This window comes from Paenibacillus sp. FSL P2-0089 (genome assembly GCF_038595095.1).
Classification (GTDB): Bacteria; Bacillota; Bacilli; order Paenibacillales; family Paenibacillaceae; genus Paenibacillus_AQ; species Paenibacillus_AQ silagei.
In genome coordinates this window covers 32,100-44,536 of record NZ_CP152006.1, presented here as the reverse complement: position 1 = coordinate 44,536, position 12,437 = coordinate 32,100, and the positions used below count along the sequence as shown (strand labels likewise).

At 54.0% G+C, this 12,437-nt stretch carries 8 protein-coding genes; 4 read left to right on the top strand and 4 right to left on the bottom strand.

The features are described from left to right. The first annotated feature begins 49 nt into the window (after window positions 1–49). Complete coding sequence (locus NST69_RS00185) at window positions 50–898, top strand: hypothetical protein (protein ID WP_340958169.1); 849 nt, start codon at window positions 50–52, stop codon at window positions 896–898. 174 nt (window positions 899–1,072) lie between these two features. On the opposite strand, the gene pulA is transcribed toward NST69_RS00185, so the two are convergent. The 3 genes from pulA to NST69_RS00170 form a co-directional block, all read right to left on the bottom strand. Beyond that, on the bottom strand, window positions 1,073–3,028 hold the full coding sequence (gene pulA, locus NST69_RS00180; protein ID WP_339253096.1) for a type I pullulanase: 1,956 nt from the start codon (window positions 3,026–3,028) through the stop codon (window positions 1,073–1,075). Window positions 3,029–3,697: 669 nt separating this feature from the next. Further along, entirely contained in the window at window positions 3,698–4,324 is a 627-nt protein-coding gene (locus NST69_RS00175; RefSeq protein WP_340956586.1) for a C39 family peptidase, read from the bottom strand. Then, window positions 4,321–7,794, bottom strand: coding sequence for a PAS domain S-box protein (locus NST69_RS00170; protein WP_342548185.1), 3,474 nt, complete (start codon window positions 7,792–7,794; stop codon window positions 4,321–4,323). The genes NST69_RS00175 and NST69_RS00170 overlap by 4 nt, the downstream gene beginning before the upstream one ends. A 302-nt stretch (window positions 7,795–8,096) precedes the next feature. On the opposite strand from NST69_RS00170, the gene NST69_RS00165 reads away from it, so the two are divergent. From NST69_RS00165 to NST69_RS00155, 3 genes are all read left to right on the top strand, one after another. Then, window positions 8,097–8,921, top strand: a complete 825-nt coding sequence (locus NST69_RS00165) for a hypothetical protein (RefSeq protein WP_340956592.1) — start codon at window positions 8,097–8,099, stop codon at window positions 8,919–8,921. A 104-nt stretch (window positions 8,922–9,025) separates the two neighbouring features. After that, window positions 9,026–10,132 carry a glycosyltransferase family 4 protein gene (locus NST69_RS00160; RefSeq protein ID WP_340956593.1) on the top strand — a complete coding sequence of 369 codons (1,107 nt, stop codon included), beginning with the start codon at window positions 9,026–9,028 and terminating at the stop codon, window positions 10,130–10,132. Window positions 10,133–10,415: 283 nt separating this feature from the next. Next, window positions 10,416–10,742, top strand: a complete 327-nt coding sequence (locus NST69_RS00155) for a P-II family nitrogen regulator (protein WP_036723574.1) — start codon at window positions 10,416–10,418, stop codon at window positions 10,740–10,742. 232 nt (window positions 10,743–10,974) lie between these two features. On the opposite strand, the gene NST69_RS00150 is transcribed toward NST69_RS00155, so the two are convergent. Then, window positions 10,975–12,216, bottom strand: coding sequence for a DUF445 domain-containing protein (locus NST69_RS00150; protein ID WP_076077524.1), 1,242 nt, complete (start codon window positions 12,214–12,216; stop codon window positions 10,975–10,977). Between the last annotated feature and the right edge of the window lie 221 nt (window positions 12,217–12,437).

Sequence of the window (12,437 nt, the reverse complement as noted above, 5' to 3'; positions counted from 1 at the left end):
TATTTATTAATCGATAAATAAATAAAGGAGTGAGCTAACCTTGCATACTATGTTAACCGAATTGATGACATCTGCCGTATCTATTTATAGGCGTGAAAAAGGACTCGTTATGCTTGGAGGGCTCGGGTTTATTATTGCGGGATGTGCTGCTGTCTTTATGTTCTTTCATGGAGTAGTTGTTCTACCGGAGGGTAATATAGAAAATGTATTCTCGTTTACAGCAGCCTTAGGAATTTTTCTGTTATCCATTGCTGCGATCTTGCCCTTTGCAGGCTTTACCGCTCGCAAGAGAAAAGTGATTCGCCGGCTTTTTATTGTTGCTGCTTCATACAGCTATGTAATTGAAACCCTGCAGAATTTTCGGGGCTTCAATCCCCGTTTCTCCAAAGCCGGCGGCCTGGTGGACACCCTTGGGGGAGCTTTATTTGGCGTCGTATCTCTTTCTTTTGTCATCGGGGGTATCCTGCTGGCTGTCCAATTTCTGAAAATGAAGGCTCCCTTATCGCGCCCTGTACTAATCAACGGTATCCGTTATGCCTTGCTGGCGGTATTTATAGCTAATCTGGCCGGACTGATCATGATGAGCTTACAAGGACGTTTTACCGGAGCTGGAGGCAATTATATTGTACTACATGGAATTGGCCTCCATTCTCTCCAAACCCTGCTGTTACCCGCCTGGCTGCTGGAACATTCGAATCTAGGGTCCGGCAAACAGCGTCTGCTCCTGCATACAGGTTGTATAGCTTGGCTGATTGCCATTTTGGTAATAGCCGTTCAGACCAGTCTTGGCCGTTCTATGTTTGAGATTAGCTTGTTCCCGATATTTGCCCTCCTCTGTTTACTGGTTTGGCTGCTCACTGTCATTTCGGCTCTAATGTCGCGGGTGAGAAGGATATGATATATATTGAGTACGGTTTAACAAAAGGTGAGTGTTTGGGCTTAATACAGCCCCCGACCCCAGCACATTGTATTCGGTTTTTCGCCTACACTAAGCATATTTCCGCCACAGCAAAAAGCAGACTGCCCCGGCAGCCTGCTTTTGTGCGATACCTACAATCCCGGTACCTATGATTTAGTTCACAGCAAGTACGATCATTCCTATTCCTGCAGTGGTTAAAGCACCGCTCTCCAGCCGTCCAATATGCGCTTCGCCGAATACAATGTCCCATTCGCCCAGTTCGGGCAGCATCAGGGTTGCACCTTCGGGATTGGCATTGTACAGAACGTACAGATACTCCGCCGAATCTCCTCCGGCATGATCGCGGAGCGTGAAGGCCACCGCATGCGCCGGTGCCTCTTCGAACACCAGATGGTCGCGGATTTCCTCTGCGGTACGCAGCCGGAAGGCGGGATGAGCGGCGCGCAGCGCGATCAGCTGCTTCATGTATGCTACAGATCCGGCATGTTCCGCGCAGCGTTCCCAGTCCAGCCAGTTCACTTCCACTGGCGATTTATAGCTGTTCTCCACACCGTCCTTGGTCCGCAGGAACTCCTGACCGGCATGAATGAAAGGTATCCCCTGACTCGTCAGCACCATAGCCGAGGCCAGATGGTGCATAGCGCGGCGCTGCCCGTCTTCCACTCCTGCCGTAGACAAGACCAGCTTATCCCACAGTGTATGATTGTCGTGGCACTCCACGAAGTTCACACACTGCTGCGGCTCCTGGGCGTATTGCCCGAGGCCGGGCCCGTAGTAGATCGCTCCGGCAATGCCTGCCTTCACATTGCGTTCGAAGCCGAACCCACCGTTGATGAAGCCCTTCTGGTCATGCAGGAATATATTACCCTTCACTGCATCGCGGAAGCCGTCATTGAAGTGGCCAATGCCCGGCATCTGATTGGCCTGGCACTGGTTGGCCCGAAGGTCCTCGGCCAGCTCCGTGTCCATCACCCAGCCTTCGCCTATCGTTATAATCGAAGGGTCCAGATCATCCAGACGACGGCGGATCTCGTTCATAGTCCCTACATCATGAAGACCCATCAGATCGAAGCGGAAGCCGTCGATATGGTATTCCCTGGCCCAGTACAGCACGGACTCAACGATGAAGCGGGACATCATCCTCCGCTCGGAAGCAGTATCATTCCCGCAGCCTGAGCCGTTCGACAACCGCCCGTCCTGCTTATACCGCAGATAATAGCCGGGAACCAGCTTGGTGAAGTTCACCCGGAAGCCGTCATAGACATGGTTGTAGACCACATCCATAATGACACGCAGGCCGCGGTCATGCAGCGCCTGAATCATTGTCTTCAGCTCCCGGATGCGCAGGCCCGGAACATACGGATCTGATGCATAAGAGCCTTCAGGAGCATTGTAATTCTTGGGGTCATATCCCCAATTATAATGCGGCTCCTCCAGGCGGGTCTCATCTACGCTCTCTGTCGCATAATCATAGATAGGCAGCAGCTGCACATGGGTAACACCCAGACTGGCAATGTGATCAAGACCGGTGGCAATGCCCTCAGGACCCCGGGTTCCGGCTTCTGCAAGGCCGAGGTATTGCCCTGTATGCTTAATCCCGCTGGCAGGATGAACCGATAAGTCACGCAGGTGAAGCTCATAGATCACCGCATCCACCGGGTCCTCCAGCGGCGGCTTATCCTGCGTCCAGCGCGCGGGATCGGTCTTGCGCAGATCCAGTATAGCCCCTCTGTCCCCGTTCACGCCGATCGCGCGGGCGTACGGGTCCACCGCTTCATTCCATAGCTCCCCGATACGCACCCTGTAGGTGTAGAACATCCCATCCAGATCGCCCGGAACGCTGAGTCTCCAGGTTCCCCGGACGTCTCGCACCATGGGTATCTGCCGCTGCGCAGGATCCTTCCAGGATGGATACAGCACCAGCTCCGCTTCCTGGGCCGTCGGGGCCCACAGACAGAACGCGGAGCCGGACGCCGAATAGGTTAGGCCAAGATCCTCTCCGTCATAGCTGAACAGCTCATCGAAATTCCGGTCGAAGACGGAGATTCCGCTAGTAGCCGCCGGGTCCCCGTAATCAATCGGTTCCTTCATTTCCTTCTGTACTGACAAGGCATACCGCCTCCTTTACCCTTAACTAAATATACGGCAGGGCTCCTGGGATTTATACAATTCCTCTTTTCTCTATTTGAAATTTTATCCTAACCGCCAACATTGTGCAAACGTTTGAATCACACTCTGCAAGTGGAAAGGGCTTTGCCTTCCTTTTACAGGACGGTACCGTTTCAGCGAGAAATAGAAGGATAAGTTATCGTGTGCAACATATAAATTCTATATTTAGAAAAGGCCGGGACACAAGAAATATCCTGCCCCGGCCCGGCCATGATCTTGAAGCAGACTGTAGCTCATCAGATTTAAATGCATGAGAAATTATTTTAACTAATTGCTTGTTGAGGCTTTACTGGGCCAAAATTAGGTTGCAAGGGGTAGGCTTAATTGTAATTTGTACAACTAAATCGCCCTATGTGCCGCTTAATCAACGTTTAGTTGTATTTCCTGCAATTAAAATCCCTCTATACCTGGATTTTCGCCCATTCGGGCTAATTTAGTTGTACAGACTACAATTAGAAGAGGGATTCTACCCGTTTCAGTGTTTTTAGTTGCATAGAATACATTTATCTCTGATATGGTTCGCTACGAACTGAATGCCTGCCTCTTTACTCCAAGGAGTTCTTTACTTGCTAAAGGTGGCTTCCTTCCAGAATAGGAGTTGCCCGTCTGTCACGGCACATCTGGCGATTCCGGCAGATTGAGCGACACCATCGTAAGTATTCTTTTATTCGCGGAATAGGAGATCTGCCGTTCTCTGCCCGGCGTATAACCGCCGCCAGGATGTTGCACCCCGTTGTCATGGACAATCAGCTTACAGGAGCCGTCCTCCTCAGCCTCATAACCGATTCCCAGCACCCAATGATAGTCATACGCATATCTTCCGCGCCAGCGGAAGCTGAACCACTTGTCGAATTTGAGCGCGACCGGACGCCCGGCATCAATCTCGGCCCGGTAGCGACCGATATCATTGAACACGGATACCTTAATCAGGTCGGAGCGGTTACTTAAAGGCGGCAGGGCTGCACCGATGTACGCCCGGAGGCCTCTGACAAAGCTGCGTGCACTCATGCCCCAGGGCGTCCCGCCATGATGGGTGTAGATGTAATTGATATGCGCGGCCATGGAATCAAAATGACGGATACCCGGAATAAACGTCCGGCCCATTTGCGAATGCCAATATTCCAGGAGGGCGGCCATGGTCGCCGGCCCGCAGGCTGAGGAAGGCGAGGCTACGCCTGTCTCCCACTGTGTATACGCCTTCGCCTTCAATCGCTCACCAGAAGGCCTCCGGCTCATAGGGATACCCTATGGCTGCAACGCTCCAGCACCCGGTCAATATCGGCAGCCAGGAACGGCTTGCTGACAAAGTCATCCATGCCCGCCGCATAGCAGCGCTCCCGGTCCTCTTTTCTGGCATACGCTGTCACAGCTGCAATATACGGCTGATGCGGGGCAGGCGCCTGCTCGCGGATTCTGGCTGTTGCCGTAAGCCCGCTCATCCCCGGCATCTGTACATCCATGAATACCAGATCATACTGCTCACGGAGCACTGCCTGCACCGCCGCTTCGCCATGATCGACCAGATCGGCGGCATAGCCTCTTTTGTCCAGCATAGTCACCAGCAGCTTCTGATTCACCGGATGATCCTCCGCCACCAAGATACGTAGACGCCCAAATTCAGCAGCGGATTCGCCTTTTTCCGGGATGCTACTATGTTCAGAGACCGGCGCCGGATCAGAGACAATCACCGTATCCTCCCAGCCGCCTTCCGGCTCCAGCTCCATATCTACAGGCAGGATGAAATAGAAATTCGAACCTTCCCCGACTACGCTATCCACAGTGATGGCACCGCCCATCAGCTCCACCAGCTTTTTGCAGATGGCCAGCCCCAGTCCGGTTCCCCCATACTTGCGGTTAATGGACGGGTGCAGCTGCGAGAAGGACTGGAACAACAGCGGCTGCTTCTCAGATGGGATTCCTATCCCTGTATCGGCCACGCTGAATTTGAGCGTCAGCTTCTTGCGCTCCCTGCTATATTCTCTGCTGAGCAGAATGGAGACCTGTCCCGTCTCTGTGAATTTCACGGCATTGCTGACGAGATTCACCAGCACCTGGCGCAGCCGGGCCGCATCTCCCATGATCAGCTCCGGCACATCCGCAGCCATGCGGCAGGACAGCTCAATATTCTTTTCACGGGCCTTCGGCATGAACAGCTCCGTGATATTGTCGAGTAATTCCACCAGACTTACCGGCTCGTGGGTAAGCGTCATTTTACCAGCTTCGATTTTGCTGAAATCCAGAATTTCATTAAGAATATATAGCAGGGATGCACTACTCTCGCTGATAATCTGGGCATACCCCCGCTGTTCTTCCGTCAATTCCGTCTCACTTAGCAGATCGGTCATGCCCATAATTCCGTTCATCGGTGTACGCAGCTCATGGCTCATGATGGCGAGAAATTCCGATTTGGCCTGGTCCGCCTTCTCCGCCAGCTCCTTGGCTCTGATAATCTCCTTCTCCCCGGTAATGTCACGAAAGACAACAACCGCTCCCTTGCGCTCACCCTTGTCGAACAGTGGGGTTACCTGGTACTCGGCCAGGAAGCTGGAGCCGTCCTTGCGCCACAGCACCGCATCCAGACTCTGATGGGCTTCTCCTGCCCGGACTGCCCGCATCAGCGGAGACTCCTCCGGCCGATAATGGTTGCCGTCAAGCGCGGTCTGCTGGATGGGGTCCAGGTAAGGATGCCCGGTAATCTCATCACATTCGAAGCCCAGCATATGCGCCCCCGCAGGATTAATAAAGGTGACCCGCCCCTCTTTGTCCAGACCAAATATCCCTTCGGACACGGCATTGAGAATCAGGGTATAATCATTGCTCAGCTTCTCAATCTGCTCCGTGTACCTGATATGATCCGTTATATCGCGGGAGATCCCATATACCCCAACCACCTGATGATCCACAACTATTGGAATATTAATCGTATTGATCTCCACCGGATGCCCGTCTTTGTGGATCAGCGTCAGATCATAGCTCTGCGGCTCCCCCTGGCTGGCCAGGGTGAAATGATGCAGCGTCTTCTGGATATCCTTCTCAGCCACCAGCGGTCCAAAATAATTCCCCAGCAGCTCCTCCAGCGAGTAGCCGCTCAGCTTCTCCAGATTGGCATTCGCCGTCAGATAATCCCCCTGCAGATTCATGGAATATACCGCCGCAGGATTATACTCGAACAGGGATTTGTAGCGTTGCTCACTCTCCTGCAGCTTCGATTCGAATTGCTTGCGTTCAGTAATGTCACGGCCTACGGCAATAATCTCTGTCTTCTGGCCTTGCGCGTCAAAAATATACCGGCTGTTCGTTTCAAACCAGACATAGGTACCGTTCTTGTGGCGGTAGCGGTAGGAGGCCGGCGGAATCAATCCCGAATCCACGCTCTCCGCCATCTGATTCAGAATCATCTCCAGATCATCAGGATGCAGGTAATCGTAGGCACTGGTGCCGATCATCTCCTCAGGCTCATAACCGAGCAGCGAACGGCTGGCCGGTGAGCAATACAGGAAGATACTGTCCTTAATCGCATGGCGCGAGATCAGGTCGAGGGAGTTCTCCGACATCAGCCGGAAATTCCGTTCACTCTCCCGCAGCTGCTCCTCCATATGCATACGCTCCGTAATATCCTGCATCATGCCGAACAGCTGGGCTGGCTGGCCCTCCGGTCCCAGGATGACATCCCACTGGACATGCACCATCAGGACCTCCCCATCCGGCAAAATCATCCGGTAAGCCGTATTCCCCGGCTCCCCTAGTCCCATAGCCCGTTCTACGGCCTCCTGCAGAATCCGGACATCTTCCGGATGGACCAGTGCCAGGAAGGCCTCCTGATTCACTTGGCCTGTCTCCACACTATATTGCAGAATACGCCGCAGTTCGTCGGAGAACGTGATTCTGCCCTTCACCAGATCCCAACCCCATGAGCCTATTCGCGCCACCCGCTGCGCGGACGCAAGGGCCTCCTCGCTGTGCTTGCGCCGGGTGACGTTACGGCCAATCCCCATAATCCGTGTGATTTCACCCTTATCGCCGCGGACCACATGGAAGGATGTCTCGAACCATAGATAATGGCCCTCCTTATGGCGCAGGCGGCGACTGGAGATATTGTTCTTCAGCAGGCTGCCGGAGCTGTTGATTGCTTCAACATCCTCCAGGTGATAGAATTCGGCGCGGTTCCTGCCGACAATCTCCTCCGGATGGTATCCGATCTGGGAATAGGAGGACGGCGATATGAAGGTTATCGTCCCGTCGGGCAGGGAGAAGGAGATCATGCTCTGATCGTCTTTTATGAATAAATTGTACAGATCGCGGCTGTCTACGGTCAGCTGGTCAGCAATTTTGCGGTCTGTTACATCCTGTGCATATACAATAACGGTCCGGCCGGAAGGCTCCTCTTGGGCCGGAATGAAGGTCAGGGCGAGCCAGAACGGCTGCCCGTCAATGCCGGAGAACCGCTGCTCCACCTGTAGAGGCTGTCCCTGCCGCTGTGCAAGCTCTGTCCCGATTCGCTGAATAGAGAATTCTTCCTGCAGGTCCCGGCCGGCCCCCGATAGAGTCCCTGAGAGAAATTCAGGCTCAGTGCAGCCCAGCATATTGCAAAAAGCAGGATTAATCTTCATCCATCTGCCTCCTTCCGGAGACAATACAGCCATCCCCACCGGAGATAACTGGAAGGCTTGATCGAGAATGCTGTTATTCCTAGCCAGGTTATCCATCACCTAAGGCCTCCTTCATCTTGGGGCTGGCGCTTCTGCTGACCCTCTGTTGTGCTTCACTTGACGTTCTTCCTTCACAGTATACGATAAGACCGTCACGGAATGAAATGAAGGTCCTCCCCTTGGTTCGCATAAGTTAAAATTGATAATATTGACAAAATTAAGATAATATCTCTATAATAAAAAGCAAAACTATCTTCGTGACTCATTACGCCGGAAGCACCCGTAATAGAGGCCTGTTGGCCTTTACTGCGGGTGCTTTCTTTGTGTTCCGGGACATGAAGACAAGCGGAGGAATGTTAATGAACAATCTGTATAAGCCAAGTTGTCTGCTGCTGTCCCTCTTGATTGCCCTTGCCCTAAGCTTCCCGGCCGGTCCGGCTTCGGCAGCGGCGACGGTGATTACCTCATCGGTTCAGGCTTCCTTTGACCTGACTGCTGCTAAGGCGGACAGCACTGCCCGCGCCCGGATGAAGAGCCAGTTCACAGAGCTGACCACCCTGTCTGCCGGGTATGACAGCCGGGAGGTGCAGATCAGGACGCTCCATGATCAGAATACAGAGGCGTTGAATGCAGTCCGGGAGTCCATCAAGAATATGGACCAGGCCTCCATCACCAAGCTGAGCGCTGCCGTCAGCAGTGCCAAGCAGCGTTATCAGCCGCTGTTCGATCAATACAGCGCGCTGAACAAGCGGATCTCCCTGCTCAAGGGACTGAAGGACAAGACGCTGAACTCCGTCCTGAAGGCCCAGTCGGAAGCCATGAAGCTGCTGGTCCAGATTGCCCGCCAGGAGATCCGCGACAAGGAAGCGCTGCTCAAGGCCGCCAAGGATACCCGTACCCGCCGGATGGCCGCTGCCCGTAAGACCCTGGCGGGCATTGACAGACCGCAAAGCTTAATCAAATCACAGAAAAGCGCAGTCTCTGCCCTAAACAAGCGGCTAACGGCAGATTGGAGTGACTTCAAAGCGGCTATCCGCAAGCAGAATCCGGCTCTGGCCGGACAATCCTTATCTTCTATGGTCGCCGGGTACAAGCAGATCGCGGCGGGGAAGCTGAAGATCCTGGATTATGAGCAGACGATTGCCGGAGTCATTGCAGCTACTCTTAGACAGACAGGCAGCTAGACCGCAGACGGCCGCTCCCTGCTTGCTCCTGTGTCTTCTGCACGCCTGAACGCATATGTTAGGTTAAGAACCATAACTACTATGCAGCGGGAGGAGCAGCCACAATGCATATCTGCATGATTGCACCGGAGCAGTTCACGGTTCCCGGGGACGGCTCTGTGGAGATTTGCATCTGGAATATCGCGCGGAGGCTGACCAAGAGACACAAGGTAACCATTGTGAGCCGCAGAGCCGCCGGGCTTCCTGACACGGATGAGCTCGAGCAGGTCCAGTTCATCCGGCTGCCCTCAGGCACCCCTTCCCGGTACCGCAGCTCCGTTCTTACATTCCTGGAAGCCTCAGAGCCGTTCGATCTTATTCAGATCGACAACCGGCCGCGGCTGGCGGCGGCTGTGAAGCGGCAGTACCCCGGCACTCCGGTGATTATATTTCTTCACTCTCTCACATTCGTGCCGCAGCAGCCCGGCATCGCCCGTTGCCTGGCCCTGGCCGATGCCGTCACGGCCAACAGCAGCTCCCTGGAGCAGCGGCTTATCCGGAGGTTCCCCGGCATCCGCAGCAAGCTTCGCGTGGTTCCTCTGGGAGCAGACCTGTCGCGCTTCACTCCTGCATCTGCGCAGGAGAAGGCGCGCCTGCGCACGCTGCATGGTCTTGGCCCCGGCTTCACGGTCCTGTTCGTAGGCCGGGTCATTCCGCGCAAGGGAGTGCCTGTGCTGCTCCGGGCCATGCACCGCCTGAACCGGCATATGCCCGCACGGCTGCTGATCGCGGGCAAGGGGAAGCCGCCGTATCTCCGGCAGCTGAGAGCTCTTGCCCGGCGGCTGAGCATACAAGTGTCTTTTCTTGGCAATATTCCCCATGAAGATATCCACAGTCTGTATCAGGCTGCCGACTGTTTCATCTGCCCCTCCCAACAGCATGAAGCCTTCGGGCTGGTGAATGTGGAGGCGATGGCCTCGGGGCTGCCGGTGATTGCCTCCAGCAACGGTGGAATCCGGGAGATTATTGATTCGGGCCGTAATGGCTATCTGGTGAAGCAGTACAGGAACCCTGCTGCTTTTGCCAGCCGTATGCTGCAGATCGGCCGCAATCCGGACCTTGCCGCAAGGATCGGACTGCAGGGAAGAAGTGATGCGCTGCAGATGTATGAGTGGCAGCATACCGCAGAGCTGCTGGAGAATATTTATCTGAAGCTGGTTCCTTCACGTTAACCAGAGGAAGCATCCTTCTAGAAGGCTCCTCCGGTTAACGAGGGGCACAACACTTTACCTTGAATTACTTTCCTGGCGGGTGGACAGCGCCGAACTGTAAGTCCAGTCAGGATACGACAATGTGTAATACGGATTTTGTGATCCTTCTCGCAGGATGCAGCCGGAGTTAATAATATACTACACGTGTAAGCGTTGCCATTAAACAAATGCACTATACAGTAAGCCACCGAGATATTGGCAACCCCCTACAACCTATTATTCGCTGTAGAAAGGGTGCATCGTTATGTTAATGATCAAAGCTATCGTAAGACCTGAGAAAGCGGATGAAGTAATGGCCGAATTGCTGCTGGCCGGCTTCCCCTCCATCAGCAAGATGGATCTGCTCGGGCGCGGCAAGCAAAAGGGCATTCAGGTCGGAACCAACCATTACAACCAAATCTCCAAGAAGCTGCTGATGATCGTCATTCAGGATGAAGACAAGGATGACGTCATCAGCATTATTATGCGTACGGCCAGATCCGGTGAGCATGGCTCCTTCGGCGACGGCAAAATCTTTGTCCTGCCTGTACAGGAGGTCTTCACCATCAGTAACGGCAAGAATCAGCTATAGAGAAAGAAAACCTTCGCCCTGCTATATTGACGCATACAAGTGGAAACGGCTTTGCCGTCCTTTTAAAGGACGGTACCGTTTCGGCGAGAAATAGAAGGATAATGTATAGCGTGAAACATATACATTCTTATATTTCTATGAAAGAGGCAGCAAAGCACCCCCCCCGCTCTCCGTCTTCACGGAAGACCGGGGACTGCCTTGCTGCCTTTATGAATTCCTGGTCTTGCGATGATCAGATCAGCTGGATCACGGTAAGTCCCAGCCCGACCACAAATCCGCAGACGGCACCGTTGACACGAATCCACTGCAGATCCTTGCCGACCTTCTCCTCCAGCATATTCACCAGAGCGGCATCGTCCATCTGATCGAGGTTCTCCTTGACCAGTTGCCCGATCCGGTAATGATTAGCTTCCACGAAGGAGATCAGTGTACCGCGAATCCGGTCCTCTGATGTCTGAATCCATTCCTTCTCCTGGCTAACCCGCCGGACCAGCGCGGCATACAACGAGAACAGCCTGCGCCCTCCCCGGCCCCGGTCCTCTTCCAGCAGCGTAACCGCCTTGCCGCGCAGCCCTTGCAGCTGCTGTAGTACAAATGCGGCAGCGGCTTCCCCTTGAAGCTCATTCAGCGCCCAATTCTTCAGTGAGGCAATCCGTTCTTCATCGCTCAGCAGCTGGAACAGAGCCACCCGGATCTCCCGGATGACCTCCTCCCGGTAAGGGCTGTCCTCTTCCTTAAAGTCACGGATCGTAGACTGTACCATACCCTGGAGCATTTCCCCTAGCATATCAGCATCCACGAACCCGACGAAGGCCTGGAAGGCCATTCCCTTCAGTCCGCCAAGCTTAACCTCGGCCAGCTTCTCACTGGCGATCTTGCCCAGCATGGCCCGCGTCTCCGGGCGTCCGCTCCAGGCGGAGATCCCCTCCAGCGCAAAATCAAGGGCTGCAATATCCTTGCCCTCATTCATCAGGCTGGTTGCTATGGTATCTGCTGCGACTCCGAGCTTAGCTTCACGCAGATAGCTTGCTGCTGCCGATTGAATATACGGAACAGCCTGCTCTACCGGAAGCCGCAGCACGAAGCCCTTCAGCTGCTCCAGCACTTCCTGCCGCGCTTTCTTTCTGGAGAAGAACCGGGTCAGTACGCCAGCTCCAAGCGAGACTATATTGAATGTGCGCAGCTTGTTCTCAATGCTCTCCTTGTTCAGCAGTTCATTCTCCATCGCAGAAATCAGGGACTGGATCAGCTTATCCCGGTTCTTCAGCAGCAGCGAGGTATGCGGAATTCTCAGGCCCAGCGGATGGCGGAACAGCGCCGTCACGGCGAACCAGTCGGCGATTCCTCCGACCAGACCTGCCTCGAAGCCGCCTCTCAGCAGAATAACTGCCAGATTCTCAGGCAGAAACAAGGTGAACAGAAAGCCGCAGGCCATAATAGCCAGAGAGATCGTAGCTAAATTTCTGGATTTCATCAGTATCTTTTCCCCCTTACATAGCGACCCCATGCCGCTTGCATCCCGGACATCGTCCCTTGCACATGCAGAAGACGAACCAGGCTGTCAGGTTACAGGTCTGCCTTACATTGTACCACGGGAGCACTCTTTTCTGAAAATCCGTCATGCTGCATGCAGCAGGGAAGCTGTTCTGTAATACTATAGATGAACACTTTAATTTTAAATTTCCGAGTAAATAA

Excerpts from the sequence above, each read along its gene's own strand:
- NST69_RS00185 (WP_340958169.1), top strand. The coding sequence starts at position 50 with ATGTTAACCGAATTGATGACATCTGCCGTATCTATTTATAGGCGTGAA.
- NST69_RS00155 (WP_036723574.1), top strand. The coding sequence starts at position 10,416 with ATGTTAATGATCAAAGCTATCGTAAGACCTGAGAAAGCGGATGAAGTA.
- NST69_RS00170 (WP_342548185.1), bottom strand. The coding sequence starts at position 7,794 with ATGGATAACCTGGCTAGGAATAACAGCATTCTCGATCAAGCCTTCCAG.
- NST69_RS00160 (WP_340956593.1), top strand. The coding sequence starts at position 9,026 with ATGCATATCTGCATGATTGCACCGGAGCAGTTCACGGTTCCCGGGGAC.
- NST69_RS00165 (WP_340956592.1), top strand. The coding sequence starts at position 8,097 with ATGAACAATCTGTATAAGCCAAGTTGTCTGCTGCTGTCCCTCTTGATT.
- NST69_RS00150 (WP_076077524.1), bottom strand. The coding sequence starts at position 12,216 with ATGAAATCCAGAAATTTAGCTACGATCTCTCTGGCTATTATGGCCTGC.
- NST69_RS00175 (WP_340956586.1), bottom strand. The coding sequence starts at position 4,324 with ATGAGCCGGAGGCCTTCTGGTGAGCGATTGAAGGCGAAGGCGTATACA.